Source organism: Magnetospirillum sp. SS-4 (assembly GCF_902729425.1).
GTDB lineage: Bacteria > Pseudomonadota > Alphaproteobacteria > Rhodospirillales > Magnetospirillaceae > Phaeospirillum.
This window is the reverse complement of sequence record NZ_CACVCH010000001.1, coordinates 348,901-374,902: the sequence shown is the minus strand read 5'-3', so window position 1 is coordinate 374,902 and position 26,002 is coordinate 348,901. Positions and strand designations below refer to the sequence as shown.

The following is a 26,002-nucleotide window of genomic DNA, read 5'->3' as shown; positions in this document are numbered from 1 at the left end:
TTCCCTTGCTTCAAGGTGTGCCACGCCATTGTGGCACGGGGCCGGGTGGCGTCAAGGCCGCGGGTGGGCCAGTTCCGTCACGGCGATGGTATGCTCGGCGCGGCAGAACTCGCAGGTGACGACGATGTTGCCCCCGGCGTCGGCCAGGGTGGCCAGTTCGTCCGCGGCGATGGAGGCCAGCGCCCCCATGACCCGCTCGCGCGAGCAGCGGCAGCGGGCCTCCAGCGGCTTGGCCTCGAACACCTGCAACTGCTCGGCATGATAGAGGCGATGCAGCAGCTGGTCCGGCGTCAGGGCGGGGTCCAGCATTTCCGCCGCGGTGACGCTGCCCAGCAGGATGACGGCCCGGCGCCAGCCCTCCTCGGCGTCCTCGGCCACCAGGATCGGGGCATTGCCCGATCCGGCCGGCATGCGCTGGATCAGCAGGGCCGATCCGGCCCAGCCGGCGCCATCGGACGGCGGCCGCACCGCCGCTTCGACCTCGGTGTCCAACTGTTCCGACTGCTTGAAATAGACGCGGGCGCACTCTTCCAGGGTGTGGCCGATCAGTTCGACGATGCCCTGATAGCGTTCGGTGTCCGGCCCCTGGTCGACGGTGAAGGCGAGATGGCCGCCGCCCAGCAGATGCGGCACCGAGGCGTGCCCCTCCACCGTCAGGCCGGCCAGCTTGTCCGGATTGTAGCGGGCGTGGGCGCGGATATGGCCGGCGCTGGTGACGTCGGCCACCAGCAGGGTGACCGGGCCGGCGCCCTGGGCCTGAAGGGTGAAGACGCCGTCATACTTGATCTGCGCCGCCAGCGCCGCCGCCAGCACGATGGTCTCGGCCAGCAGGGCCGCCACCGGCAGGGGATAGCCGTGCAGGATGGCGTCGAGCGTCGGTCCAAGCCGCACCAGCCGGCCGCGCACCGCGCCGCCACCGATGGCGAAGGGGACGACCTGGTCGGGCGAGGCGGTCACGCCAGGCACCAGCTGAGAATGCCCTTCTGGACGTGCAGCCGGTTCTCGGCCTCGTCCCACACCACCGACCGGGGGCCGTCCATCACCGAATCGGTGACCTCCTCGCCGCGATGGGCGGGCAGGCAGTGCATGAACAGGGCATCGGGAGCGGCCTTGTCCATCAGGGCGTCGTTCACCTGATAGGGCGCCAGCAATTCGTGACGGTTCTTGTCGCGGCAGCCCATGGACACCCAGGTGTCGGTCAGCACCAGATGGGCGCCGGCGACGGCCGCCGCCGGATCGGTCGTCAGGGTCACGGTGGCGCCCTTGGCCCTGGCCCAGGCCACCGCCGCCGGAGACGGCATCAGCGATGGCGGACAGGCCAGCCGGATCTCGCAGCCGAAATGGCCGGCGGCGTGCAGCCAGCTGGCGGCGACGTTGTTGCCGTCGCCCACCCAGGCCACCGTCTTGCCGGCCAGGGGGCCGCGATGCTCCTCGAAGGTCATGACGTCGGCCATCACCTGGCAGGGATGGGAATCGTCGGTCAGGCCGTTGATCACCGGCACGCTGGCGTGGCGGGCCAGTTCGATCAGCTTGTCCGGCCGGTCGGTACGGATCATCACCGCGTCGACGAAACGCGACAGCACCCGGGCGGTGTCGGCGATGGTCTCGCCCCGGCCCAGCTGGGTGTCGCCGCTGGCCATCATGATGACCTCGCCGCCCAATTGCTTCATGCCGGCCTCGAACGAGACGCGGGTGCGGGTGGACGGCTTTTCGAAGATCATCGCCAGGATCTTGCCGGCCAGGGGCGCCGTCCGGTCCCTGCCGGCCTTGTAGGCGGCGCCGAGGTCGAGAATATGGCGGAGCGTCGCGGTGTCGAAGGCGTCGAGATCGAGAAAATGCCGGGGAGAAGTCAACGCGCCACCTCGCTGAAGGTGCGCGAGAGGATGGCGACGGCTTCGTCCACCTCGCTCTCGCCGATGATCAGGGGCGGCAGCAGCCGCACCACGTTGTCGCCGGCGCCCACGGTCAGCAGGCCGTTGGCCAGCAGCCGGGCCGACAGCTCGGTATTGGGGATGCGGCATTTCAGGCCCAGCATCAGGCCCTTGCCCCGCACCTGCTCGATGACGTGGGGAAAGCGGGCGGCGACGGCCTCGACCCGGTCCCGCAGCAGCCGGGCGACATTTTCGACCCGCTCCAGGAAGCCGGGCTCCAGCATGACGTCGAGCACCGTCCCCGCCGCCGCCATGGCCAGCGGATTGCCGCCGAAGGTCGATCCGTGGGTGCCGGCGGTCATGCCGCGCGCCGCGTTCTCGGTGGCGAGGCAGGCGCCGACCGGAAAGCCGCCGCCCAGTCCCTTGGCGACGCCCATGATGTCGGGGGCGATGCCGGCCTGCTGGTGGGCGAACAAGGTGCCGGTGCGGCCCATGCCGGTCTGGACCTCGTCGAACATCAGCAGGATGCCGAACTCGTCGGCGGTGGCCCGCAGCCGGCGCAGGTAATCGGGGTCGCCGGGAACGATGCCGCCCTCGCCCTGGACCGGCTCCACCAGGATGGCGGCGGTCTCGGGGGTGATGGCGTCGCGCAGCGCGTTCAGATTGCCGTAGGGAACGTGGTCGAATCCTTCCACCGCCGGGGCGAAGCCCTCCATGTGCTTCTTCTGGCCGCCCGCCGCCACCGTCGCCAGGGTGCGGCCGTGAAAGGCGCCGTCGGCGCAGATGACGCGGTAGCGTTCGGGATTGCCGCCGGCGTGGTGGTACTTGCGCGCCATCTTGATGCAGCATTCCAGCGCCTCGGCCCCGGAATTGCAGAAGAACACGGTGTCGGCGAAGGTGTGTTCCACCAGCGTCGCCGCGACCTTTTCCTGTCCCGGCACGCGATAGAGGTTCGAGCAATGCCACAGCTTGCCCGCCTGCTCGCGCAGGGCCTCGACCAGCCGGGGATGGCAATGGCCCAGCGCGGTGACGGCGACGCCGGAGCCGAAATCGAGGAAGCGCCGGCCGTCGGTGGCGAACAGCCAAGCGCCCTCGCCCCGCTCGAAGGCGAGGTCGGCGCGGGCATAGGTCGGCATCACCACTGGAATCATCACCGCTCTCCCGAACGCTTACGCGATCAATGCCGGCATCCTCGCTGCGAGAGCGAAAACGGCCTGCGCGCTCATGGAAAGCGGCAGAATATCGGTTGGAAACGTTTCGATGTCAACTGCAAGTGCGGGCGCGAGCCGGTTCAGCCGCCGCAGCCGATATTGTCGATCAGCCGGGTGGCCCCCAGCCGGGCGGCGGCGAGTATCCGCACCGGGCGTTCGGCCGTCTCCGCCGGCGTCAGGGTGTCGGCGTCGCGGACCTCGACGTAGTCCACCGAGGCGAAACCGGCCTTCAGCAATTCCCCGACCGCCCGGGGGCAAAGGTCCGAGGCCCTGGCGCCGGACCGCAGGCCGTCGGCGATGCCGGTCAGCGCCCGCAGCAGCGCCGGCGCGACGGCGCGGTCCCCGGCCGACAGATAGGCGTTGCGCGACGACATGGCCAATCCGTCGGCCTCGCGGAGCGTCGGAGCGCCGAGGATGGCGACGGGAATGTCGAGATCGCGGGTGAAGCGGCGGATCACCGCCAGTTGCTGGTAATCCTTCTCGCCGAACACCGCCACGTCGGGCAGGCATTGCAGCAAGAGCTTGGTCACCACCGTGGCGACGCCGGAGAAATGGCCGGGGCGGACGTCGCCGCACAATCCCTCCGACACGCCCGACACCGAGATCGAGGTGGCGAAGCCGTCGGGGTACATCTCGGCCACGGTCGGCGCGAACAGCAGGTGGCAGCCGGCGCCCTCCAGCAGCTCGGCGTCGCGGGCCTCCTGGCGGGGGTAGCGCGAGAAGTCCTCGTTGGGGCCGAACTGGGTGGGGTTGACGAACACCGACGTCACCACCCGGTCGGCATGCTCCAGCGCCTTGACCACCAGCGACAGGTGGCCCTGGTGCAGGGCGCCCATGGTCGGAACCATGCCGATGGTCAGCCCCTGGTCGCGCCAGTACCTGACGCGGGCGCGCAATTCCGCCACCGAGCGGACGATGTCGAGGTCGCGGCTCATTTCTTGGCCTGTCCGAAGCAATGTTCCGGGCCGGGGAAGGAACGGGCCTTGACCTCGGCGGCGTAGCGTTCCGCCGCCTCGGTGATGATGGGGCGCAAATCGGCATAGCGCTTGACGAATTTGGGGGTGAAATCGTCGAACAGCCCCAGCACGTCGTCGATCACCAGGACCTGTCCGTCGCAGGCGGCCGAGGCGCCGATGCCGATGGTGGGAATCGCGATCTCGGCCGACAGCGCCCGGGCGACCGGCTCCACCGTGCCCTCGACCACCACCGAGAACGCCCCGGCGTCGGCGATGGCGCGGGCGTCGGCGCGGATGGCCTCGGCCTCGGCGTCGATCCGGCCCTGGGCGCGGAAACCGCCGGCGGCGTGCACCGCCTGGGGCTTCAGCCCGATATGGGCCATCACCGGAACGCAACGCTCGGTGAGGAAGCGGATGGTCTCGGCCATCTCGCGGCCGCCTTCCAGCTTGACGGCGGCGCAGCCGGTCTCGGCCATCACCCGCGCCGAATTGCGGAACGCCTGTTCCGGGCTTTCCTGATAGGACCCGAACGGCATGTCAACCACCACGCAGGCGCGGGACGACGAGCGAACCACGGCGCGGCCGTGATTGATCATCATGTCCAGCGTCACACCCAGGGTGGTGTCCATGCCATAGACCACCATGCCGAGCGAATCGCCCACCAGCAGGATGTCGCAATGGGGATCGAGGAGGCGGGCTATGGGAGCGGTGTAGGCGGTCAGCACCACCACCGGCTCGCCGCCCTTGCGGGCGCGGATGTCGCGGGTGGTGACCCGCTTGGTCTTCACTTCGACGCTCATGCCTCAGGTCCCTTCCGCCATTTCCCGGAGCGTGTCCCAGTCGTTGAGCACGCAATGGCCCGACGACGGCAGGCCGATGATATTGTCGCGCTTCAGCTGGGTGAAGGTGCGGCTGACCGTCTCGACGGTGAGGCCGAGATAATCGGCGATGTCGGCCCGGCTCATGGGCAGCGCCACCGGGCTGGTAGGCAGGCCCATCTTGACGCCGCGCTCGGCCAGCTTGACCAGGAAGGTGGCGACCTTCTCCCGCGCCGTCTTGCGTCCCAGCAGCAGCATCTGTTCCTGCGCCGCCACCAGTTCCTTGACCGCCATGCTGAACATGCGCCGTTCCAGCCGGGGCATTTCCTCCATCAGCGAGTCCAGCTTGCGGTGCGAGAACCGGCACAGATGGGTCGGCGTGATGGTTTCGGCGGTGTAGCAATAGCCATCATGGGTGCCAAGTCCGAAGATGTCGCCCGAGAACAAGAAGCCGATGATCTGGCGCCGTCCGTCGGGCAGCAGCTTGTACAGCTTCACCGCGCCGTTGGAGATGGAATAGACGTGGTCCACCACGTCGCCTTCGCGAAAGATGGTGAACGAGGCCGGCAGGGTGGCGTGGCAGCGCACCGTGGCGAGGCGCGACACCTCGTCGTGGGACAGGTCGGCGCAGAACGCGATCTCGCGCACGATGTCGCAATTGCGGCACTGCGGCGACTTCAGGTTCGCGACATGATCGATCTTGTGGCCGTCGAAGTCGAGGGGAGGCATATGCAAACTACCCATCGGGCATCAGACCTTGCGTTGCGGCTGGTCGTCGTCGTCGAACAGGATTCGATGGGCCGCCCCGTCCAGGTCGTCGAACTGACCCGACTTCATGGCCCACAGGAACGCTATCAACCCCACCAGGCCCAGACCCAGGGCAACGGGGATCAGCACCAACAGATTTTCCACCAGCCTCTCCGGCTCAGCCGCTCCGGCGCGATAGACGCAGGGCGTTACCAATTACTACCAGCGACGAGGTCGACATAGCAATCGCGGCGATGAGGGGCGTCACCAATCCCGCCACCGCCAGGGGCACGGTGAATATGTTGTAGCCCAGCGCCAGCATAAAATTCTCTTTTACTAATATACGTGATTTCCGTGCCACCGCCAGGGTTTCCAGCACCGGGGCGAGGCGGGCGCCCTGGAAAACCACGTCGGCGGCGGTCTGGCTGACGTCCACCGCCGAGGACGGCGACATGGAGACATGGGCGCTGGCCAGGGCCGGGGCGTCGTTGAGGCCGTCGCCGATCATCAGCACCCTGGCGCCGGCGGCGGCCAGCTCGGCCAGCCGGGCGCACTTGCCGGCGGGCGAGCAGGCGGCCCGCCATTCGGCGATGCCCAATTGTCCGGCGACGGCGGCGACGGTGGCGGGGCGGTCGCCCGACAGCAATTCCACGGCGATGCCCATGGCCTTCAGGTCGGCCACCACCTGGGCGGCATCGGCGCGCAATCCGTCGGTGAAGGCGAAGCGGACCGGCGGGCGGGCGGAACCGGCCAGCCACAGCTCCGGCCCGGCGGCGGTGTCGTCGTCGATGCCGAGGAATTTGCGGCTGCCGAGCCGCAGGCCGGTGTCCGCCACCTCCAGCCCCAGCCCCGGATGTTCGGTGACGCCGTCGGCCAGCCGCGCCATGGGCGCCGCCGCCGCCAGGGCGCGGGCCAGCGGATGGCGCGACGCCAGGGCCAGCGAGGCGGCCAGGGCCAGGTCGTCGGCGGTCCAGCCGCCGTCCTCCACCAGTTCGGGCCGGCCCAGGGTCAGGGTGCCGGTCTTGTCGAACACCACCCGGTCGGTCTCGGCGAAGCGTTCGAGGGCGGTGGCGGACTTGACCAGGATGCCCTGGCGCAGCAGCCGGCCCGACGCGATCACCTGCACCACCGGCACCGCCAGCGCCAGGGCGCAGGGGCAGGTGATGATCAGGACCGCCACGGCATACAGCAGGGCCACCTGCCAGGGCGCTCCTCCGGTCAGGGTCCAGCCGGCGAAGGTGGCCAGCGCCGCCACATGCACCACCGGGGCGTACCAGCGCGATATCCGGTCGGCCAGCGCCACGTAGCGAGCACGGCCCTGCTCGGCCGCCTCCATCATGCGCACGATCTCGGCCAGCAGGGTGCGCTCGCCCACCGCCGCCACCTCGAGCCGCAGCGGCGCCGACAGGTTGATGGTGCCGGCGAACACCCGCGCGCCCGCCGCCACCTGGGCCGGCACGCTTTCGCCGGTCAGCAGGCTGGTGTCCACGTCGGAGCTTCCGTCGACGATGACGCCGTCGACGCCGATGCGTTCGCCCGCCGCCACCAGCACCCGCGCTCCCGCCGCCACCTTGTGGGGCGGCAACAGCCGCTGGGTGCCGTCGTCCTCGACCACCGTCACCGCGCCGGCGTCCAGCGCCAGCAGGTGCTCGACCGCGCTACGCGCCCGGCCCCGCGCCCGCGAATCCAGATAGCGGCCGATCAGCAGGAAGAACAGCAAGGTGATGGCGGAATCGAAATAGGCGTAGTGGCCGCTGTTGACGGTTTCCCACAGGCTCATCAGGCTGGCCAGGATCACCCCGACGGTGATGGGGACGTCCATGTTGGTCCGGCCCGAGCGGATGGCGGCGGCGGCCGAGCGGGCGAAGGGGCGCACGCACCACGCCACCGCCGGCAGCACGATCAGCGCCGAGATCCAGTGCATCAGGTCGCGGGTGGCGGGACCCATGTAGGAGAAATGCCCGGCCCACACCGAGACCGACAGCAGCATGACGTTGCCGGCGGCGAAGCCGGCGATGGCCATGGCGCGGAGCAGTTCCTTCTCCTGGCGCTGGGTCTGGTCGCCCAGGCGCTCGGGATCGAACGGAACCGCCCGATAGCCCACCGCCAGGACGGGGGCGAGGATGGCGCCCGGTTCGGTCTCGCCGGCCCGCCAGCGCAGCACCAGTCGCCGGGTGGTCATGTTGACCCTGGCCCAGGTGACGCCGGGCTGGCGGTTCAGCAGCGATTCGATCAGCCAGACGCAGGCGCCGCAATGCAGGCCCTCGACCATCAGGTTCAGGCTGGCCCCGCCGTTGGCGTCCATCACCACATGGGCGGAAAAGTCGTGGATTCGCGCCGCGTCGTCGTCCGGGCGCAGCGGCCGGGCGGCGGGATCGACGGACCGGCGGCTGTAGTACTGCTCCAGTCCCAGCCCCTCCACCAGGGCGAAGGCGCCTTCGCAGCCCCGGCAGCAGAACCCGTCGTCGCACCCGTCCGGCAGCGGACCGCCGCAATGGCGGCAGGAGGAGGATGTCATGGAACCAGGATGCGCCGGGCCAGTTCGTAGGAAACGCCGCCGGCCCCCCTGGCCTCCACCGTCATGTCCCAGACACCCGGCAGCGGCAGTTCCTGCAAGGTGGCGTAGGCGCCCGACGCGACCGGGGCCAGCGCCACCTCGCGGTCGTGTCCCCTGGCGGTCGGCCGCACCAGCTTGGCCCGCACGCTCAGCCCGTCGACCGGCCGTCCCTCGTGGTCGGCGTAGCGGACGGTGACGTGGACGCCGTGATTGGCGGCGGGGTCGATTTCGGCCTCCACGGTCCAGCCCATCTCCTCCTGGCGGCGCACTTCGTCCAGGGTCTGGTTGTAGGCCAGCCCCTTTTCGTAGGCCTGTTCGGTCGACAGGCCGGAAAAGGTGGAACTGGCGAAATAGGCCATGGTGAAATTGACCAGCAGGACGACGGCGAACCCTCCCACGAAGATGTAGGGGTACCACCAGCCGGGCTTGCGTTCGGCAGTCATCGTGTCCTCACTTGTCGGGGGCGGCGAACAGGGATTCGACGCGGGCGACCTCGCCCTTCGAGGTCTCGCGCAGGTTAAAGGAAAGGGGCGACCGCTTGCCGCCGGCCTTGTCCCGCGGCACGGTGACGAAGACGTTGAAGGTGCCGATGGAATCGGGCGGAATCGCCAGTTCGGCCGAGGCGACGTTGGAGACGCCGCCGACCACCGACAGGCGGGCGCCTTCCAGGCCGGCCACGCTGAGGTCGTAGACGCGGTCCTCGCGGATCATGTTCGAGATCTTGAGGACATAGCCGTTGCGGATGGAGCCGTCCGACAGTTGCACGAACATCGGCGAACGTTCGTGCAGCACGTTGACCTCGGTGGTGTGGCGGGTGGCCAGCGACGCGACCATCAGGCCGCCAACCGCCAGCAGGATCACGGTATAGATGATGGTCCGCAGCCGCACCAGCCGAATGCGGGTGGGCTCGCCCCGGGCGCGGGCTTCCTGGTTGGTGGTGGAATCCCAGGTGATCAGGCCGCGCGGCAGCCCCATCCGGTCCATCATGGAATCGCAGGCGTCGATGCACAGCGCGCAGCCGATGCAGCCCATCTGGATGCCCTCGCGGATGTCGATGCCGGTCGGGCACGAGGTGACGCACATCTTGCAGTCGATGCAGTGGCCGCGATCCTCGAAGCCTTCGCCCTTGCGGGCCGGCTTCCTGGGTTCACCGCGCCATTCCTCGTAGGTGACGATCAGGGAATGCTCGTCGAACATGGCCGACTGGAAGCGGGAATAGGGGCACATGTACAGGCACACCTGCTCGCGGGCGTAGCCGGCCAGCAGGAAGCAGCAGCCGCCCACGATGGCGATGGTGCCGTAGACCGCGATGTCCTCGCGGAAGCTGAAGATGTCGACCAGCATGGTCGGCGCGTCGCCGAAATAAAGCGTGAAGCCCACGCCGCAGGACAGCGAGATCAGCAGCCAGATGGCGTTGACCGCCGCCTTCCTGCCGACCTTGGCGGCGGTCCAGGGGGCGCGGTCCAGCGCCATGCGCTTGGCGCGGTCGCCCACCACCCAGCGTTCCACCAGGACGAACAGGTCAGTATAGACCGTCTGGAAGCAGAAGAAGCCGCACCAGATGCGCCCGGCCACGGCGCTCATGAAGAACAGGGCGACGGCGGCGATGAACAGGAGGCCGGTCAGATAATAGACTTCCTGCGGCCAGATCTCCAGGAAGAAGAAATAGCCGCGCTGTCCGGTCAGGTCGGCCAGGATGGCCTGGTCCGGGGCGTCGGGACCGCGATCCCAGCGCAGGAACGGCCCGATGTGATAGATCCCCAGCAGCACGATCATCGCGGCCCATTTCCAATTGCGGAAGGTGCCCTTGACCGTGCGGGGATGGATGATCACCGTTTCCGCGTAGAGCGGACCGTCGCCGCCGGGAGAGGACAGCTTCAGCGACGGATCGATCTTGGGAGTGGCCATGGGGCGGGCGTGCTCTGAATTATGGACCGGGGATGGCAGTTTAGCGGCTGGCGGCCCGATTCGGTGAGGCAAAAAGACATGGCGGCAATGCTGTCGCCGGGATGCAGCTTTGTATTCCCCCCTGCCAATCCCGGACAATCGAAAGGGGTGCGTTCCCCGTCGCCAAGGAACGCACCCCCCGACTCCCCCCTTGGGTCGTCCTTACTTGCCGCCGCCCAGGTTATGGACGTAGACGGCAAGCATCTTGATGGTGGTCGGGTCCAGGCGATCGGCCCAGGCCGGCATCGAGCCGTGCTTGGGAGCGTTCACCTGGGCCGCGACCATGTCCTTGGCCGAGGCCTTGGCGGTCTTGAACAGCCAGATCTGGTTGTTGAGCGCCGGGGCGCCCAGGGCGGCCTGACCCGAACCGTCCTCGCCATGACAGACGGCGCAGTTTTCCACGTAAACCGCCTCGCCGGGCGACCCCTTGGCCGGAGCCCGGGACGCCATCGACACCACGTAGTCGGAGACGGCGGCGATCTGCTCGGGCTTGAGCAGGCCGTCGGCGCCGAACTTCGGCATCTCGCTGACGCGGGTCTCCGCATGGGTGCTGCGGATGCCGAACTTGATGGTCTGTTCGATGTCGGCCAGGGTTCCGCCCCAGATCCATTCGTCGTCGGCCAGGGTCGGATAGGCGCCGGCGACGCCGACGCCGCCCGTGCCGTGGCAGGCGCCGCAATTCTCGCCAAAGGCGATCTTGCCGCCGGCCATGGCGTAGCGGAGCAGGTCCTTGTCCTTCTCGATGGCGTCCAGTTCGGCCGCCTCGATCTTGGACAGCCAGGCGGCGCGCCCGGCCTTTTGCAGCGCGAGCTCGTTGTCGAGATCGGCCCGTGACGAATAGCCCAGCACACCCTTGGTGTAGCCGTTGACGGTCGGCCAGGCCGGCATGGCAATCCAATAGCCGATGGCCCATACCACCGTGGCCCAGAAGACGTAGACCCACCACTTCGGCAGCGGAGTATTCAGCTCCTTGATGCCGTCCCACTCGTGACCGGTCGTGCTCTGTCCGGTTACCGAGTCCTTTTCAATGGTCGCCATAGTTAGCGCTCCTCATCGTCATCTCTCAGCGGGATCTTTCCCATCTCCTCCCAGCGCCCCTTGTTCTTGGGCCGGAAGGCGTAGAAAACGATCCCGGTGAAGATCATGCTCACCCACACGATCCAGAAAGGGCGGAGAACGGTGTCGACGAAATCGACCAATCTCCGCGCTCCTTACCGGCGGACCTTGGAGAGATCCACGGTCTTGAAGTCGACCATGGTTCCCAACACCTGAAGATAGGCCACCAGGGCGTCCATCTCGGTGACGCCCAGGGCGCGAACCTTGGGATCGTCCGAGGACGGGCCGACATGGGCCTTGGGATAGCTGGCCAGCACCGCCGGGTTCGAGGCCGGATCGGCGTTGACCTGCTCTTCCAGGTCCTTCTTGGCGTTGGCGATCTGCGCGTCCGTGTAGGGGACGCCGACGGCGCGGTTCGCCTTCATGTCTGCCTCGATGGTGGCGTAGTCCAGCTTGCGCACCAGGTGCTTGTAGCCGGGCATGATCGATCCCGGAACCACGTCGCGCGGGTTCACCATGTGGCGGAAGTGCCACTCGTTGGTGAACTTGCCGCCGACGCGGGCCAGGTCGGGACCCGTCCGCTTGGAGCCCCACTGGAAGGGGTGATCGTACTTGGACTCGGCCGCGAGGCTGTAGGGTCCATAGCGTTCGACCTCGTCCTTGAACGGACGGATCATCTGGCTGTGGCAGTTGTAGCAGCCCTCGCGGACATAGATGTTGCGCCCCGCCAGTTCCAGCGGGCTGTAGGGACGCACTCCCTTGACCTTCTCGATGGTCGATTCGATCGAGAACAGCGGGATGACCTCCACCAGGCCGCCGACCACCACCGTGAGGAGGATGCCGACCGCCATGAAGAAGATGTTGGTTTCGATTTTGGCGTGATGCTTGAACATGGTCGGGTCTCCTCAGCGTGCGCCGCTGGCGGCGGGCGAGAGGGCCTCGTCCGCGACGTCGCCCTTGATGGTCTTGAAGACGTTGTAGACCATCACGAGCGAACCGGCGACGAACAGCAGGCCACCAATGGCGCGGATGACGTAGTAGGGCTTCATCGCCTCCACGGTCTCGATGAACGAGTACTGGAGGAAGCCCAGGTTGTCATACGCGCGCCACATCAGGCCCTGCATGATGCCCGAGATCCACATGGCGGTGATGTAGAGCACGATGCCGATGGTGGCGATCCAGAAATGGGTGCCCACCAGCTTCAGCGAATACATCTCCTTGCGGCCGTACAGCTTGGGGATCAGGTAGTAGATGGCGCCGAACGACACGAACGCCACCCAGCCCAGCGCGCCGGAATGCACATGGCCGATGCCCCAGTCGGTGTAATGCGACAGCGAGTTGACCGCCTTGATCGACATCATCGGCCCCTCGAAGGTCGACATGCCGTAGAACGCCACCGACGAGACCAGGAATCGCATGACCGGATCGGTCCGCAGCTTGTCCCAGGCGCCCGACAGCGTCATCAGGCCGTTGATCATGCCGCCCCAGGACGGCATCCACAGCATCACCGAGAAGGTCATGCCCAGGGTCTGCGCCCAATCCGGCAGGGCGGTGTAGTGCAGGTGGTGCGGACCGGCCCAGATGTACAGGAAGATCAGCGCCCAGAAGTGCACGATGGACAGGCGGTAGGAATAGACCGGCCGCTCGGCCCGCTTCGGCACGAAGTAGTACATGATGCCGAGGAAGCCGGCGGTGAGGAAGAAGCCCACCGCGTTGTGGCCGTACCACCACTGGGTCATGGCGTTCTGCACGCCGCCGAAGATGTTGTAGCTCTTCATCCAGCTGCCGCCGAAGAAGGCCGCCGGAACCGCGATGTTATTGCCCAGGTGCAGCATCGCCACCGTCAGGATCATGGCGAAGAAGAACCAGTTGGCCACGTAGATGTGGGGCTCCTTGCGCTTCATGATGGTGCCGGCGAAGACGATCAGGTACATGACCCAGACCACCGTCAGCCACAGGTCCAGCCACCATTCCGGCTCGGCGTATTCCTGGCCCTGCGAGAAGCCCAGGACATAGGTCAGCGCCGCGACCACGATGAAGGACTGGAAGCCCCAGAAGGTGGCGGTGGCGAGCCCCTCGCCGCCGAACAGGCTGGCGCGGCTGGTCCGCTGCACGATGTACAGCGAGGTGCAAAAGAGAACGTTGCCGCCGAACGCGAAGATCACGGCCGAGGTGTGCAGCGGGCGCAGACGCCCGAACGTCGTCCATTCAAGATCCAGGTTCAGGACGGGGAAGGCCAATTGGAAGGCGATGAAATCGCCCGCCAGGAAGCCCACGACGCCCCAGAAAATCGCAGCAATCGTGAACTTCCTGATCACGTCGTCGCAATAGGGCGTGGCTTCGGTGTTGATGCTCATGCCGAACTCCTGTTTCGACCGGAAATAGGGTCACCCCAGAACGCCCGACCATGACCAACGGCAACACCCTGCCCCCGGAGCCGCAGATAGGCCGGACGATTCTTATACTCCAAGTGTGGCGCACTATGACGACTGAATTCCGCCCCGCCATTGATATATATCAAAGTATGAGAAAAATCAGGTGTTCACCGGACTTGGCTGTGGCGGCGTTGGGAACTACAGTGCCGGCCATGACCGATCATGCCCCCGACGCCGCCGCCGCCCGTCCCGTCCTCCGCCTCGCCAAGGGGCGCTCGAAGCGCCTGCGCGCCGGGCATCCCTGGGTGTTCTCCAACGAGATCGAGATGACCGCCGAGGCCAAGGCCCTGCCGCCCGGCGCCCTGGTCACCCTGATGGACGCCGGCGGCGAGGCGCTGGCCTCGGCCACCTTCAATCCCCATTCCCTGATCGCCGCCCGCGTGCTGTGGCGCGATGCCCAGGCGCCCATCGACGCCGGGTTCCTGGCGGACCGGCTGCGGGCGGCCTTGCGCCTGCGCGACGCCCTGTTCGATGGCCCTTATTACCGGCTGGCGCATTCCGAGGCGGACAATCTGCCCGGCCTGATCGTCGATCGCTATGGCGACGTGCTGGCGGTGCAGACCAACACCGCCGGCATGGAGCGGCTGCTGCCGCTGCTGCTGGACGCCTTCGCCGAGGTCCTCGCCCCGCGTGCCGTGGTGCTGGTCAACGACAGTCCGGCGCGCCGGCTGGAAGGGCTGGAGCCCGAGCACCGCCTCGCCGCCGGCGGCCTGGACGGCCCGGTGGAACTGGTGGAGAACGGCTGCCGCTTCGTCGCCGATCTGATGGACGGCCAGAAGACCGGCTGGTTCTTCGACCAGCGCGACAATCGCGCCTTCATGGCCCGCCTCGCCAAGGGGCGGCGCGTGCTGGACGTCTACACCTATGCCGGCGGCTTTGCGGTGCAGGCGGCCATGGCCGGCGCCGCCGGGGTGGTGGCGGTGGACCGGTCCGAGCATTCCCTGGCCCTGGCCGCCCGGGCGGCGGACCTGAACGGAATCGCGGTCCAGACCGTCCGGGCCGAGGCCTTCGCCGAGATGGAGCGCCTTGCCGCTGCCGGCGAGCGCTTCGGGGTGGTGGTGGCCGATCCGCCCGCCTTCGTCAAGGTGAAGAAGGATCTGGGCGCCGGGGCCAAGGGCTACCGCAAGATGGCCCGTCTCGCCAGCGCCCTGGTGGAACCCGGCGGCTTCCTGTTCTGCGCGTCGTGCTCCCACCACATGCCGGCCGACATGTTCGCCGAGGAAATCAGCCACGGCATCCATGTGGCCGGCCGCACGGGCCGTATCCTCCGCACCGCCGGGGCCGCCCCCGACCATCCCGTCCATCCGCTGCTGCCGGAAAGCGCCTATCTCAAGGCCATGGTGCTGCAACTGGATTGAAGGCGTGCTATAGTCGCGGGGACTGCACAGCCATGGGAGAAGCCCATGTCCACGTCCCTGACGACGGCCGAGTCCAGAACGGCGGCTCCGCTCCGGTTCGAACTACCCCGATTCCCGCCCGCCATCCGCACCGAGGATGAGCCGCCCGACGTCGGCCGCGCCCTGAAGCTTGAGTTGGCCAAGGCCAGGCTGAAGGTGCTGCGTCTCGCCGCCGTCGCCGCGGCCGCCGGCCGGGACGGCCGGCGCGCCCTGGCCATCGCCAAGGAGGTGGGCGACGTCGCCCGCGAGTTGAAGGCCATGGACGGCAAGTCCGCCGCCCCCTCGCCGCTCCCCACCACCCTGGCCGAGGTCGGGGATTCCACCGATTCCGAGGTCAAGGCCCTGTTGGCCCATGCCCGCGCCACCCTGACCATCGCCCGCAAGGCGGCGGCGCCGGGCAGCGAGGAGGAGGCGCGGATCAATCGCCTGCTGGGCGAGGTCGGGACGCCGTCGGTGGCGACAGATCTGGCCGCCACCGTCGATGGCGGCGGCATCGACCTGTCGGTCTGAAGGCGGCGGCCGGGGTCTTCGCCCGGCGAAATCCTTACCGCCACGTCATGAATCGCTGGACAGGTCCGGCGAACGAGTCCAAGAGTCGCCTCTTCTGGAGAGAGATGACTTGATCGACTTAAGGCCGGTTCTCTTCGTCAACGGCTTCCTGCTGCTGGTCCTCGCCGCCGCCATGGGGATTCCGGCGGTGGTGGACATTTTGTCCGATGACGTGGACTGGAAGGTCTTCGCCACCTCGGCCATGGTCACCGGTTTCGTCGCCCTGGTCCTGATCTTCGGCGCCAGGCCGCCGGCCCGCCCCAACCTGACCAGCCGCCAAGCCTTCATGCTGACGGTGGTGGCCTGGCTGTCGACGGCGGTCTTCGCCGCCCTGCCGTTCGCCTTCAGCAATCTGCGGCTGTCTCCGGTCGATTCCCTGTTCGAGGCCATGAGCGGCCTGACCACCACCGGCGCCACCGTCATCCGCGGCCTCGATCAGGCGCCCAAGGGCATCTTGCTGTGGCGGGCCCTGCTCAACTGGCTGGGCGGCGAGGGCATCCTGATCATGGCGGTGGTGATCCTGCCATTGCTGCGCATCGGCGGCATGCAGGTGTTTCGCATGGAAAGCTCGGACAGGACCGACACCATCAAGCCGCGCCTGACCCATGTGGCCGCCGCCGTCACCACCGTCTATCTGATCTTCACCATCCTGGCGGCGGTGGCGTTCCGCATGGCGGGAATGGGGACCTTCGACGCAGTCTGCCATGCCATGTCGGCCATTTCCACCGGCGGCTTCTCCACGTCCGACGCCAATCTGAGCCGATGGGGGACGGCGGTGCAGTGGGTGGCCATATTCGCCATGCTGGTGGGGGCGTCCAGCTTCACCTTGTGGGTCGGGCCGTGGAGGCGGGGCCGGCCGCGCGTGCTGGACGACGCCCAGATTCACTGGTACCTGATGTTCATTGCCGGATTCGCCGGCCTGCTGGCCCTGTGGCAATGGACGGTCAACGACATGACCCCCGGCGTCGCCATCCGCCACGCCGTGTTCTCGGTGACCTCGGTGGTGACCACCACCGGCTTCGTCTCCACCAATTACGGCGCCTGGGGCAGTTTCGCCGTGGTGGTGTTCTTCGTTCTGTCCTTCATCGGCGGCTGCACCGGCTCGGCCGCCGGCGGCGTCAAGATCTTCCGCTGGGAACTGCTGTTCGCCCTGGCCGGCATCCATCTGAGGCGGCTGCTGCATCCCCACGGGGTGTTCGTCATCCGTTACAACGGCCGCACCATCAGCCCCAAGGTGCTGGATTCGGTGCTGGGCTTCGTCGTCATGTATTTCCTCACCTTCGCCCTGTTCGCCCTGGCGCTGGCCGTGGTGGGGGTGGACTTCCTCACCGCCCTGTCGGCCTCGGCCTCGGCCCTGGCCAATGTCGGCCCCGGCGTCGGCGAGATCATCGGCCCCACCGGCAGCTACCGGCCGCTGCCCGACCCGGCCAAGTGGATATTGGCGTTCGAGATGTTGCTGGGCCGGCTGGAACTGTTCACCGTGGCGGTGCTGTTCTCGCGCAGCTATTGGCGGGAGTGAAGCGGCGATGATCGACGTCCGTCCCGTTCTTCATGCCGTCGGAATGCTGCTGTGCCTGCTGGCGGCGGCCATGGTGCTGCCGGCGCTGGTGGATTTCCGCGACAACCACGCCGAATGGCGGGTCTTCGCCACCTCGGCCGGCTTCACGCTGTTCTTCGGCCTGCTGCTGATGCTGGGAACCCGCACCGGCCAGCCCCGGCGTTCGGTGCGCCAGACCTATCTGACGGTCACCTTCGGCTGGCTGGTGCCCGGCCTGTTCGCCGCCCTGCCGCTGATCCACGGGCCGTTGCAGATGTCGGCGGTCGACGCCGCGTTCGAGGCGGTCAGCGGCCTGACCACCACCGGCGCCACGGTCATTCGCGGGCTGGACGGCCTGCCGCGCGGCCTGCTGCTGTGGCGGGCCCTGCTCAACTGGCTGGGCGGGCTGGGGGTCATCGCCATGGCGATGGCGATTCTGCCCAACCTGGCCATCGGCGGCATGCAGATGTTCCGGCTGGAGGTTCCCGGCCCGGCCGAGCGCGCCTCCACCCGCGCCCGGCGCATCGCCGTGGTGACGGCCGGCGCCTATGGCGGCGGCACCGCCCTGCTGGCCCTGGGGCTGTGGTTCGCCGGTATGACCGGTTTCGAGGCGATGGTCCATGCCATGTCCGCCATCTCGACCGGCGGCTTTTCCACCTCGGACGCCTCCGTCGGTCATTTCCGGAACGTCGGAATCGAACTGATGCTGATCGTGGGCATGGCGGCAGGCGGGCTGCCGTTCCTGCTGTTCTTCCAGGCCGCCCAGGGCAACGGCCGGGCCGCGCTGGGGGATATCCAGCTGCGCTGGTATTTCGGGCTGATGGGCCTGGGCACCTTGGCGGTGACGTCGTGGCTGGTCGCCGACCGGGGGCTGGCCCTGGCCGACGCCTTGCGCCATGGCGCCTTCACGGTGGTCTCGGTGATGACCGGGACCGGCCTGTTCACCCTGGAATACGGAACCTGGGGCGGCATGCCGGCGGCGGTGCTGTTCTTCCTGGCCTTCGTCGGCGGTTGCGCCGGCTCCACCACCGGCGGCATCAAGGTGTTCCGCTTCCAGTTGCTGTTCGCCGACGCCCTGGTGCAGATGCGCCGCCTGCTGCGGCCGCATGCCGTGCTGATCGCCAGCTTCAACCGCCGCCCCATTCCCGAGGACGTGCTGGGGTCGGTGATGGGGTTCCTGTTCGTCTACGCGCTTGCCTTCGCCCTGCTGGCGATGGCGCTGTCCTTCCTGGGCGTCGACGTGCTGACCTCGGTGACCGGGGCGGCGTCGGCGCTGGCCAATCTGGGGCCGGGGCTGGGAGCCGAGATCGGCCCCGGCGGCAGCCATGCCGGCCTGCCCGACGCCGCCAAGGTCCTGCTGTGCGGCGGCATGCTGCTGGGCCGGCTGGAACTGTTCACCGTCCTGGTTCTGTTCGTTCCGGCGTTCTGGCGGCAATAGGCGCGGGCTTGCGGTGCGGACACGACAGGATGAAGGCGGCGCCGGCGGCGCAGCTTGTCCCCATGGTCGCCAGCAGCGCCCAGTGGGTCTCGGTGAAGCCGGCGACGTAGATCATGCTGGCGGCCATGGAGGCGATGGCGACGATCTTGGCGCCCAGCGGGATGACGCGGTCTTGTTCCCAGGCTTGCAGCGGCGGGCCGAACAGGGGGTGGTGGAACAGCCAGGCGTGAAAGCGGCGCGAGCTGTTGGCGAAGCACCACAGCGCCACCAGCATGAAAGGCGTGGTCGGCATCACCGGCAGGACGACACCGACGAGCCCGAGGCCGACGAACAGCCAGCCGAGGCCGAACAGGACGAGGCGGGGACCTCGGGGCCGTTCGACCTCGGGCATGGGCGTCAGGCCTCGCGCGGCTCGATCGAGGGCTGGGGGCCTTCGCCGGGGATTTCCGGAAGCGGCTGGGGCGGCTGCGGCTGGGCCTGGGATTGGGGCTGGGCCTCGGCGCCCTCGGCCTGGCTGCCCTCCTCGTCACCCTCGGACGTCATGCCCTGCTCGTCGGCGGGGGTCGGCATCTGCTGGCGCGGGCGGCCGTTGTTCTGGTTCTGGGCGTTGATCATGCGGAAATAGTGTTCCGCATGCTGGTAGAAATTCTCGGCGGCGACGCGGTCGCCCTGGGACGAGGCGTCGCGGGCCAGCGACAGGTACTTTTCCAGCACCTGATGGGCGTTGCCCCGGATGCGGCCCTCGGGGCCGTTGCTGTCGAAAACCTGATTGGGGCGGGGGATGCCGCCGCCGCCGCCGCCGCCACCACCGCCGCCATGCTTCTTGGGGCCGTTGAGACCATTGGGACCGCTGGGACCGCGGCCGCGGGAACGCTGCTTGGGATTCACGGGATACGCCTTCTATGGGTCGTTGCGACTGTTGCTCAAATCCGGGTGGCCGACATTGCTGCACGGCGGTCTCGCTACCTGTCGAGGGGCGGCGATGGGGGATTTCACGGCACAGGGGTCGAGGGGCGGAGCCATCGGCTCTACGCGGTCCCCCGACGAAGGACTGCGCGTGCTGGCGCCAACCTAGTCCGGCCGCCGCGCTATTCCAACAACTTTTTTATAACGACACCACGACGCAGCGGTCGATGCCGCCGAGGTCGCGGCGAATTTCCCGCTGTTCCAGTCCGGCGGCGCCCAGCAGGGCGGCGACGTCGCCGGCCTGGCCGGCGCCGACCTCCAGCGCCGCCACTCCGCCGGGGGCCAGCAGCCGGGCGATGTCGGGAGCCAGCGCCCGATAGCAGTCGAGGCCGTCGGCGCCGCCGGCCAGGGCGAGGCGCGGTTCGAACCGCGCCACTTCCGGTTCCAGGCCGTCGATCTCGGCGTCGGGGATATAGGGCGGGTTGGAAACAATGACGTCAAAGACGCCGGCAAGCCCCCGTCCCCAGTCGCCGGACTGGAACGCCGCCCGCCCGGCCAGCCCCAGCGCCTCGGCATTGCGGCGGGCCACGGCCAGGGCGGCGTCGCTGCGGTCGATGCCCAGCCCGGAGGCGAAGCCCAGTTCGGACAGCAGCGCCAGCAGAATGCATCCGGTGCCGGTGCCGAGGTCGAGAACCCGCCGGGGTCGGCCCCTGTCCCCGGCCAGGGCGGCCAGCACCGCCTCGACCACCGTTTCGGTGTCGGGGCGCGGCGTCAGGGTGTCGGCGCTGACCGCCAGCTCCAGGGTCCAGAAGCCGCGCCGGCCCAGCACCTGGCTCATGGGGCGGCGCGACAGCCGCCGTTCCAGCAGCGCCTCGAACCGTCCGGCCTCGGCGGCGGACGGCTCCAGTTGCGGATGCATGGACAGACGTTGCGGCTGCATGCCCAGCGCCTCGGCCAGCAGCAGGCGGGCGTCCAGGCGCGAGGTTTCGATTCCGGCGGCCGCCAGACGTCCGGCGGCGGCGTGAAGAAGCTGCGCCACGGTCAGCATGGCGTCAGCTCATCTCGGCCAGACGCTCGGCCTGATCGGAGGAGATGAGGGCGTCGATCACCTCGCCCAGGGCGTCGCCGGTCATCACCTGATCGATCTTGTACAGCGTCAGGTTGATGCGGTGGTCGGTGACCCGGCCCTGGGGGAAATTGTAGGTGCGGATGCGTTCCGAGCGGTCGCCCGAGCCCACCTGGCTCTTGCGGTCGGCGGCGCGGGCGGCGTCCTTGGCCGAGCGTTCGCGCTCGTACAGGCGGGCGCGCAGCAGCTTCATGGCGGTGGCCTTGTTCTTGTGCTGGCTCTTTTCCTGCTGGCAGGCGACGGCGAGGCCGGTGGGCAGATGGGTGACGCGCACCGCCGAATCGGTGGTGTTGACGCTTTGACCGCCGGAGCCCTGCGACCGGTAGACGTCGACGCGCAGGTCCTTGTCGTCGATCTGGATGTCGACCTCCTCGGCCTCGGGCAGAACCGCCACGGTGGCGGCCGAGGTGTGGATGCGGCCCTGGGATTCGGTGGCCGGCACCCGCTGGACCCGATGAACGCCGGATTCGAACTTCAGGCGGGCGAAGACGCCCCGGCCAGTGATGGTGGCGCTGGCCTCCTTGACGCCGCCGATGCCGGTGTCGTTGACGTCCATGACCTCGAACCGCCAGCCCTGCAATCCGGCATAGCGCTCGTACATGCGGAAAAGTTCGGCGGCGAACAGGGCGGCCTCGTCGCCGCCGGTGCCGGCGCGGACCTCCAGGATGGCGTTCTTCTCGTCGTCCTCGTCCTTGGGCAGCAGCATGACCTGGACATTGCGTTCCAGGGCGGTCAACTGGTCCTTGAGCGCGTAGAACTCCTCCTCGGCCAGGGCGCGCATTTCGGCGTCGGCCGAGGCGTCCTGCATCATCACCGCCGCGTCGGCCATTTCCTCCCTGGCCTTGCGGAAGGCCTGCACCGCCTCGACCACCGGATCAAGCTCGGACAATTCCTTGGACAGCCGGACGATGGTCGAGGAATCGATGCCCTCGCCCGACGCCAGCTGCGCCCGCAGTTCGTCGTGGCGGTAGAGCACCTTGTCGAATTGGCTGTCCAGATTCATGAGGCGGTTTCCAATATGCGTCTCCGGAGGCCCCGCCCTGCGGACGGCGCGGGACGCTGAATCCGTGCACTAGGGGATTCCCGGCGCTTCGTCAACACCGAGCATGCTGTCCGGGGCGTTCCGATCGCGGCGGGACGGGGGCCGCGCCTCACCCCATCTTCTTGCCGTAGCCCCGGGGAGTGTAGGTCCAGGTCCGTTCGCCGGCGGTGAAGCTGCGGGTCTCGCTCGATCCCACCACCACCATGGTCAGCATGTCGACCTTGTCGGCCGACAGCTCGGACAGGGCGATGACCTCGACGGTCTCGCCGGGGCGGCCCAGTTGGCGGGCCAGGATCACCGGCGTTTCCGGCGGGCGGCCGGTCAGCAGGATGTCGCGGGCGCGCGGCAGCTGGTCGCGGCGGCGGTTGGACACCGGATTGTAGAAGCACACCACGAAATCGGCCGCCGCCGCCGCCTTCAGGCGGGCCTCGATGCTTTCCCAGGGGGTCAGCAGGTCGGACAGCGAGATGGTGCAAAAATCGTGGTTGACCGGGGCGCCGGACCGGGCCGCCGCCGCCTGCAACGCCGAGATGCCGGGCACCACGGTGATGTCGAGGCGGTTCCAGTCCGGCCGTTTCTCCCGGTCCATCAGCTCGAACACCAGGGTGGCGAGCGCGTAGATGCCGGGATCGCCCGAGCAGACCAGCGACACCGTCCGTCCCTCGGCCGCCAGGTCGAGGGCCTTGCGGGCGCGGGTCTCCTCGGCGCCCAGGGCGCTCTCGTGGCGGGCCTTGCCCAGCGTCGCCGCGTCCAGCAGGTCGAGATAGAGACCGTACCCCACCAGGTCGGTCGAGGCGGCGATGGCGGCGGCGGCCTCGGGCGAACGCCATTCCGGCGTGCCGGGGCCGATGCCGACCACGAACAGCCGTCCGCGCGGCCGGCCGGCCGCCAGGGGATCGATGGCCACCGGCGAGCGGGCGACGGCGCAGGTGGCGCGCGCGCTCTTGACCTTGGGAACGATCAGGTCGGCCCTGGGGTCGGCGGCGGCCAGGGCGGCGCCCTCGGCGACGCCGTGGCAGCCGGTCTCGGCGAACACCACGTCCGACGGCGTGGCCAGCCGGTCGGCCTCGCGTTCCAGTTCGGCGGCGGTGAAGAATCGGGCCGGCACCCCCAGTTCGGCGGCCAGGGCGTGAACGGCCGCCTCGTCGGCCTTGAGGTCGATGCTGGCGACGCAGGCCACCGCCAGCGGCGACAGCGCCTCGGCCGCCAGGGTGGCGCGGACCAGACCGATCAACTCGTCGGGGGCGGCGTGGCGTTCGCAGCCGACGCCCAGGGTCAGGACCGGCGGATGGAACACCAGTTCATGGTCGTCGGGGGTGACGGCGCGGTCGGTGATCCGGATGGCGTGACCGGCTTCCCCGGTGAAGACGAGGCCATCCAGCCAGCCGGAATCACCGGTCTCCACTTCCAGCGATACCGGCTCCTCGGCCAGCAGGGCGGCGGCCACCGATTTGGCGGCGGCGGGATTGGCGATGCGCCAGCCCGGCGGCGGGTCGTCCAGCGCCAGCCCCAGGGCCAGTTCGCCGGCGGTGGTCAGCGCCGGGGCCACGCCCAGGGCCTGGGCGACGCGCTGGGCCAGGGCGTTGGCGCCGCGATGGCCGCCCAGCAGCGGCACCACCGACGAACCGTCCACCGCCACCGCCAGGACCGGCGGTTCGGCCCGCTTGTCCGCCAGCAGCGGGGCCACGGCCCGGATCAGGATGCCGGCCGCGCAGACGCCGACGATGCTGGTGCCGGCCACGAACAAGGCCCGCAAATGGGCCATGGCGTCGGTGAAGCTCTCGTCGCCCTCCACCCGTCCGGCCAGGCCGTGGATGCGGGCTCCGGGCAGGACCGAGCGCAGGCCGTGGGCGGTTTCCAGTCCGGCGGGGGTGATCACCACCAGCGCGATGTCCGTCACAGCCATGCCTTGCCTCGCCGATGGGTCAGGATGATGGAGAAATAGGGCAGTTCGCCCACCGAAAGGGGATCGTGGATGCGTTGATCGGGCAGGCCGATCCGCTCGATGACGCGGGCCTGCTCCCACAGGCCCAGCCGTTCCAGCACGCGGCGGACCTTGGGCAGGTGCCGGCCGACCTTCATGATCGCCACCGAATCGGCCGCCGCCGCCAGCGCCTCGATCTCGGTCTCCGGGCGGGTGGCGGGAATGATCGCCACGCCGTCGTCCCAGGCCGACAGCGCCGTCCGAAGGCTTGCCGCCGCCGCCATCACCGACGACACGCCCGGCACGATCTCCACCGGAAAGCGCGGCGACAGGCGGGCGAACAGATAGATGAACGAACCGAAGAACAGCGGGTCGCCCTCGCACAGCACGGCGACGTCGCGTCCCTCGTCCAGGTGGCCGGCGATGGCGGCGGCGGCACGGTCATAGGCGGCCTCGGCGCCGTCGCGGTCGGCGGTGAAGCCCATGCGGATGGGAATCTCGATCCGGCCGGGCGGAATATGGGCGGCGGCGATGGCGCGGGCCATGCCGTCGCCCTCCAGCGGCGCCGGCCAGGCCAGCACCGGGACCTCGCCCAGGATGCGCGCCGCCTTGAGCGTCAGCAGCTCGGAATCGCCGGGACCGATGCCCAGGCCGAACAGGGTGCCGCCCGGCTTCGCCTCGCTCATCGCTTCCATCCCGCGTACTGGGTGACCGGCATGGCCGGACGCCAGGCGTGGAAGCCGCCCACCGGGACGAGGCGGGCCACGGACAGCCGCGTCATCTCGCCGCCATGGCCGGCGTGAAAGGCGATCAGGGCTGCCTCGCCCTCCGCGGTGACGGCGTTGGCCACCAGCCGTCCGCCCGGCTTCAGGGCGGCGCGGCAGATGTCGAGCAGGCCGGGTTCCGACACGCCGCCGCCGACGAAGACGGCGTCGGGGGCGTCGCCGCCCAGCGGCAATCCGGCGGGAGCGCGGGCGGAAACGATCTCCAGTCCGGGAACCCCCAGGGTGGCGGCGTTGTGGGCGATGATTTCCGCCCGTTCGGCGTTGGGTTCGATGGCGATGGCGCGGCCGCCGGCCCGCATCCATTCGATGGCGACCGAGCCGCTGCCGGCGCCGACATCCCACAGCATCTCGCCGGGCAGCGGCGCCAGCGCCGCCAGGGTGACGGCGCGGATGTCGCGCTTGGTCAGCTGGCCGTCGTGGCGGAAGGCCTCGTCGGGCAGGCCGAAGCCCGGCCCCAGCGGCCGCCGGCCCGGAGCAATCCCGCATTCCACCGCCACCACATTGAGATCGGCGACGGCGTCGGTGCCGGGGACGACGCGCTCGCCGCCGCCACCCAGGCGCTCCAGCACGGTGATGGCCGAGGCGCCGTAGCCGTGGCGCTCCAGTTGCCGCGCCACCGCCGCCGGGGTGGTTTTGTCCTCCGACAGGATCAGCAGCCGCCGGCCGGGGGCGAAATGCAGCGACAGCGCCTCGACCGGGCGGCCATGGGCGGTCAGGCACAGGCAGTCCTGCAACGGCCACTTCAGCCGCGCCGCCGCCAGCGAGAACGCACCCGGATGGGAGATGACGGTGATCTCATCCGGCTCGAACCAGTCCGCCAGGGTGGCGGCGGCGCCGAACCACATGGGATCGCCGCTGGCCAGGACCACCACGCGGCGGCCGCGCAGGCGCTCCAGCAGGACGCGGGATTCGGAGAACGGGCTGGCCCAGGGCAGCCGCTCGGCCCCGCCCTCGGGCGCCATGGCGAGATGGCGGGCGCCGCCCACCAGCACCTCGGCGTTCTCGACCAGGACCCGGGCGGCGGGGGCGAGACCGTCCAGGCCGTCCTCGCCGATGCCGATCACCGTGAGCCAGGGGGTCATTCCAGCCCCCCGGACAGGGCGTTGACCGCCGCCGCCGCCATGGCGCTGCCGCCGCGCCGGCCCCGCAGCGCCACATGGGGCAGGCCCGAGGCGATCAGGGCATCCTTGCTTTCCACCGCGCCGACGAAGCCGACGGCGAAACCCAGGATCAGGGCGGGGCGGGGGGCGCCGGCCTCGATCAGCTCCAGCAGGCGGAACAGGGCGGTCGGCGCGTTGCCGATGGCGACCACCGCGCCGTCCAGGTGGGGAACCCAACGGTCCACCGCCAGGGCGGAACGGGTGGTGCCGGCGGCCCCGGCGGCGGCGGCGGACACCTCGTTCAAGGCACAGATCACGGCGTTGCCGGCGGTCAGACGGCGGCGGATGATGCCGTGGGCCACCATCTCGGCATCCACCAGGACCGGCCGGCCCGCCGCCAGGGCGCGGGTCCCGGCAAGGCCGGCCCCGGCGCTCCAGGCGAGATGGTCGATCACGTCGACCATGCCGCAGGCATGCGCCACCCGGATCGCCAGATCGGACAGATCGGCCGGCACCGCCGCCAGCCTCGCCTCGGCCCGGATGATGGCGAAGCTCTGGCGGTAGATTTCAGCCGGGTCGGCGATCCAGCCGGTCACGTCC

At 69.1% G+C, this 26,002-nt stretch carries 26 protein-coding genes; 4 read left to right on the top strand and 22 right to left on the bottom strand.

The genetic code is table 11. From position 1 onward, the window contains the following. Positions 1 to 51: 51 nt before the first annotated feature. From MTBSS4_RS01820 to ccoN, 14 genes are all read right to left on the bottom strand, one after another. The gene (locus MTBSS4_RS01820; RefSeq protein WP_254432326.1) at positions 52 to 957 is read right to left on the bottom strand and encodes an Hsp33 family molecular chaperone HslO; all 906 of its coding nucleotides are present in this window, start codon (positions 955 to 957) and stop codon (positions 52 to 54) included. Further along, complete coding sequence (gene argF / locus MTBSS4_RS01815) at positions 954 to 1,853, bottom strand: ornithine carbamoyltransferase (RefSeq protein WP_173981669.1); 900 nt, start codon at positions 1,851 to 1,853, stop codon at positions 954 to 956. Before argF ends, MTBSS4_RS01820 begins: the two co-directional genes overlap by 4 nt. Next, positions 1,850 to 3,022: an aspartate aminotransferase family protein gene (locus MTBSS4_RS01810; RefSeq protein WP_173981668.1), complete on the bottom strand. Its 1,173-nt coding sequence runs from the start codon at positions 3,020 to 3,022 to the stop codon at positions 1,850 to 1,852. Before MTBSS4_RS01810 ends, argF begins: the two co-directional genes overlap by 4 nt. Before the next feature lie 140 nt (positions 3,023 to 3,162). Next, entirely contained in the window at positions 3,163 to 4,017 is an 855-nt protein-coding gene (panC, locus tag MTBSS4_RS01805) for a pantoate--beta-alanine ligase (protein ID WP_173981667.1), read from the bottom strand. After that, entirely contained in the window at positions 4,014 to 4,838 is an 825-nt protein-coding gene (panB, locus tag MTBSS4_RS01800) for a 3-methyl-2-oxobutanoate hydroxymethyltransferase (RefSeq protein WP_173981666.1), read from the bottom strand. Before panB ends, panC begins: the two co-directional genes overlap by 4 nt. Positions 4,839 to 4,841: 3 nt before the next feature. Then, positions 4,842 to 5,585, bottom strand: a complete 744-nt coding sequence (locus MTBSS4_RS22690; protein WP_173981665.1) for a cyclic nucleotide-binding domain-containing protein — start codon at positions 5,583 to 5,585, stop codon at positions 4,842 to 4,844. Between the two features lie 21 nt (positions 5,586 to 5,606). Then, positions 5,607 to 5,768, bottom strand: a complete 162-nt coding sequence (gene ccoS / locus MTBSS4_RS01790; protein WP_173981664.1) for a cbb3-type cytochrome oxidase assembly protein CcoS — start codon at positions 5,766 to 5,768, stop codon at positions 5,607 to 5,609. A gap of 13 nt (positions 5,769 to 5,781) precedes the next feature. Further along, positions 5,782 to 8,121 (bottom strand): heavy metal translocating P-type ATPase metal-binding domain-containing protein, encoded by a 2,340-nt coding sequence (locus MTBSS4_RS01785; RefSeq protein ID WP_173981663.1) that lies wholly within the window; start codon positions 8,119 to 8,121, stop codon positions 5,782 to 5,784. Further along, positions 8,118 to 8,603, bottom strand: a complete 486-nt coding sequence (locus tag MTBSS4_RS01780) for a FixH family protein (RefSeq protein WP_173981662.1) — start codon at positions 8,601 to 8,603, stop codon at positions 8,118 to 8,120. The genes MTBSS4_RS01785 and MTBSS4_RS01780 overlap by 4 nt, the downstream gene beginning before the upstream one ends. A 7-nt stretch (positions 8,604 to 8,610) precedes the next feature. Further along, positions 8,611 to 10,068: a cytochrome c oxidase accessory protein CcoG gene (gene ccoG / locus MTBSS4_RS01775; protein ID WP_173981661.1), complete on the bottom strand. Its 1,458-nt coding sequence runs from the start codon at positions 10,066 to 10,068 to the stop codon at positions 8,611 to 8,613. 201 nt (positions 10,069 to 10,269) lie between these two features. After that, positions 10,270 to 11,145: a cytochrome-c oxidase, cbb3-type subunit III gene (ccoP, locus tag MTBSS4_RS01770; RefSeq protein ID WP_173981660.1), complete on the bottom strand. Its 876-nt coding sequence runs from the start codon at positions 11,143 to 11,145 to the stop codon at positions 10,270 to 10,272. A 2-nt stretch (positions 11,146 to 11,147) separates the two neighbouring features. Then, positions 11,148 to 11,306, bottom strand: a complete 159-nt coding sequence (locus MTBSS4_RS01765; RefSeq protein ID WP_173981659.1) for a cbb3-type cytochrome c oxidase subunit 3 — start codon at positions 11,304 to 11,306, stop codon at positions 11,148 to 11,150. A 12-nt stretch (positions 11,307 to 11,318) separates the two neighbouring features. Beyond that, positions 11,319 to 12,056: a cytochrome-c oxidase, cbb3-type subunit II gene (gene ccoO / locus MTBSS4_RS01760; protein WP_173981658.1), complete on the bottom strand. Its 738-nt coding sequence runs from the start codon at positions 12,054 to 12,056 to the stop codon at positions 11,319 to 11,321. Between the two features lie 12 nt (positions 12,057 to 12,068). Further along, entirely contained in the window at positions 12,069 to 13,520 is a 1,452-nt protein-coding gene (gene ccoN, locus MTBSS4_RS01755; RefSeq protein ID WP_173981657.1) for a cytochrome-c oxidase, cbb3-type subunit I, read from the bottom strand. 230 nt (positions 13,521 to 13,750) lie between these two features. Here ccoN and MTBSS4_RS01750 point away from each other — a divergent pair, with 230 nt between their 5' ends. The 4 genes from MTBSS4_RS01750 to MTBSS4_RS01735 all read left to right on the top strand — a co-directional run bounded on the left by MTBSS4_RS01750 (position 13,751) and on the right by MTBSS4_RS01735 (position 18,519). Beyond that, entirely contained in the window at positions 13,751 to 14,956 is a 1,206-nt protein-coding gene (locus tag MTBSS4_RS01750) for a class I SAM-dependent rRNA methyltransferase (protein ID WP_173981656.1), read from the top strand. A gap of 45 nt (positions 14,957 to 15,001) precedes the next feature. Further along, positions 15,002 to 15,505 carry a hypothetical protein gene (locus MTBSS4_RS01745; protein ID WP_173981655.1) on the top strand — a complete coding sequence of 168 codons (504 nt, stop codon included), beginning with the start codon at positions 15,002 to 15,004 and terminating at the stop codon, positions 15,503 to 15,505. A 109-nt stretch (positions 15,506 to 15,614) separates the two neighbouring features. Next, the gene (locus tag MTBSS4_RS01740) at positions 15,615 to 17,063 is read left to right on the top strand and encodes a TrkH family potassium uptake protein (protein WP_173981654.1); all 1,449 of its coding nucleotides are present in this window, start codon (positions 15,615 to 15,617) and stop codon (positions 17,061 to 17,063) included. A 7-nt stretch (positions 17,064 to 17,070) separates the two neighbouring features. Beyond that, positions 17,071 to 18,519, top strand: coding sequence for a TrkH family potassium uptake protein (locus MTBSS4_RS01735; RefSeq protein ID WP_173981653.1), 1,449 nt, complete (start codon positions 17,071 to 17,073; stop codon positions 18,517 to 18,519). Here MTBSS4_RS01735 and MTBSS4_RS01730 read toward each other — a convergent pair. The 8 genes from MTBSS4_RS01730 to MTBSS4_RS01695 form a co-directional block, all read right to left on the bottom strand. Beyond that, positions 18,476 to 18,910, bottom strand: a complete 435-nt coding sequence (locus tag MTBSS4_RS01730) for a YbaN family protein (RefSeq protein WP_173981652.1) — start codon at positions 18,908 to 18,910, stop codon at positions 18,476 to 18,478. The genes MTBSS4_RS01735 and MTBSS4_RS01730 overlap by 44 nt on opposite strands. 5 nt (positions 18,911 to 18,915) lie before the next feature. After that, a complete protein-coding gene (locus MTBSS4_RS01725; RefSeq protein WP_173981651.1) occupies positions 18,916 to 19,407 on the bottom strand; it encodes a DUF4167 domain-containing protein in 492 nt (163 codons plus the stop codon). A gap of 217 nt (positions 19,408 to 19,624) precedes the next feature. Continuing rightward, on the bottom strand, positions 19,625 to 20,473 hold the full coding sequence (prmC, locus tag MTBSS4_RS01720) for a peptide chain release factor N(5)-glutamine methyltransferase (protein ID WP_173981650.1): 849 nt from the start codon (positions 20,471 to 20,473) through the stop codon (positions 19,625 to 19,627). A 4-nt stretch (positions 20,474 to 20,477) separates the two neighbouring features. Next, positions 20,478 to 21,554 (bottom strand): peptide chain release factor 1, encoded by a 1,077-nt coding sequence (gene prfA, locus MTBSS4_RS01715; RefSeq protein ID WP_173981649.1) that lies wholly within the window; start codon positions 21,552 to 21,554, stop codon positions 20,478 to 20,480. A gap of 148 nt (positions 21,555 to 21,702) precedes the next feature. Further along, entirely contained in the window at positions 21,703 to 23,499 is a 1,797-nt protein-coding gene (cobJ, locus tag MTBSS4_RS01710; RefSeq protein ID WP_173981648.1) for a precorrin-3B C(17)-methyltransferase, read from the bottom strand. After that, complete coding sequence (cobI, locus tag MTBSS4_RS01705; protein ID WP_173981647.1) at positions 23,490 to 24,203, bottom strand: precorrin-2 C(20)-methyltransferase; 714 nt, start codon at positions 24,201 to 24,203, stop codon at positions 23,490 to 23,492. Before cobI ends, cobJ begins: the two co-directional genes overlap by 10 nt. Next, positions 24,200 to 25,384 (bottom strand): precorrin-6y C5,15-methyltransferase (decarboxylating) subunit CbiE, encoded by a 1,185-nt coding sequence (cbiE, locus tag MTBSS4_RS01700; protein WP_173981646.1) that lies wholly within the window; start codon positions 25,382 to 25,384, stop codon positions 24,200 to 24,202. Before cbiE ends, cobI begins: the two co-directional genes overlap by 4 nt. After that, complete coding sequence (locus tag MTBSS4_RS01695; protein ID WP_173981645.1) at positions 25,381 to 25,998, bottom strand: precorrin-8X methylmutase; 618 nt, start codon at positions 25,996 to 25,998, stop codon at positions 25,381 to 25,383. Before MTBSS4_RS01695 ends, cbiE begins: the two co-directional genes overlap by 4 nt. Positions 25,999 to 26,002: the final 4 nt, after the last annotated feature.

Coding starts and splice junctions, on each gene's coding strand:
- MTBSS4_RS01810 (WP_173981668.1), bottom strand. CDS start 3,022: ATGATTCCAGTGGTGATGCCGACCTATGCCCGCGCCGACCTCGCCTTC.
- panC (WP_173981667.1), bottom strand. CDS start 4,017: ATGAGCCGCGACCTCGACATCGTCCGCTCGGTGGCGGAATTGCGCGCC.
- panB (WP_173981666.1), bottom strand. CDS start 4,838: ATGAGCGTCGAAGTGAAGACCAAGCGGGTCACCACCCGCGACATCCGC.
- MTBSS4_RS22690 (WP_173981665.1), bottom strand. CDS start 5,585: ATGCCTCCCCTCGACTTCGACGGCCACAAGATCGATCATGTCGCGAAC.
- MTBSS4_RS01785 (WP_173981663.1), bottom strand. CDS start 8,121: ATGACATCCTCCTCCTGCCGCCATTGCGGCGGTCCGCTGCCGGACGGG.
- MTBSS4_RS01780 (WP_173981662.1), bottom strand. CDS start 8,603: ATGACTGCCGAACGCAAGCCCGGCTGGTGGTACCCCTACATCTTCGTG.
- ccoG (WP_173981661.1), bottom strand. CDS start 10,068: ATGGCCACTCCCAAGATCGATCCGTCGCTGAAGCTGTCCTCTCCCGGC.
- ccoP (WP_173981660.1), bottom strand. CDS start 11,145: ATGGCGACCATTGAAAAGGACTCGGTAACCGGACAGAGCACGACCGGT.
- ccoO (WP_173981658.1), bottom strand. CDS start 12,056: ATGTTCAAGCATCACGCCAAAATCGAAACCAACATCTTCTTCATGGCG.
- ccoN (WP_173981657.1), bottom strand. CDS start 13,520: ATGAGCATCAACACCGAAGCCACGCCCTATTGCGACGACGTGATCAGG.
- MTBSS4_RS01750 (WP_173981656.1), top strand. CDS start 13,751: ATGACCGATCATGCCCCCGACGCCGCCGCCGCCCGTCCCGTCCTCCGC.
- MTBSS4_RS01745 (WP_173981655.1), top strand. CDS start 15,002: ATGTCCACGTCCCTGACGACGGCCGAGTCCAGAACGGCGGCTCCGCTC.
- MTBSS4_RS01735 (WP_173981653.1), top strand. CDS start 17,071: ATGATCGACGTCCGTCCCGTTCTTCATGCCGTCGGAATGCTGCTGTGC.
- MTBSS4_RS01730 (WP_173981652.1), bottom strand. CDS start 18,910: ATGCCCGAGGTCGAACGGCCCCGAGGTCCCCGCCTCGTCCTGTTCGGC.
- prmC (WP_173981650.1), bottom strand. CDS start 20,473: ATGCTGACCGTGGCGCAGCTTCTTCACGCCGCCGCCGGACGTCTGGCG.
- prfA (WP_173981649.1), bottom strand. CDS start 21,554: ATGAATCTGGACAGCCAATTCGACAAGGTGCTCTACCGCCACGACGAA.
- cobJ (WP_173981648.1), bottom strand. CDS start 23,499: ATGGCTGTGACGGACATCGCGCTGGTGGTGATCACCCCCGCCGGACTG.
- cobI (WP_173981647.1), bottom strand. CDS start 24,203: ATGAGCGAGGCGAAGCCGGGCGGCACCCTGTTCGGCCTGGGCATCGGT.
- cbiE (WP_173981646.1), bottom strand. CDS start 25,384: ATGACCCCCTGGCTCACGGTGATCGGCATCGGCGAGGACGGCCTGGAC.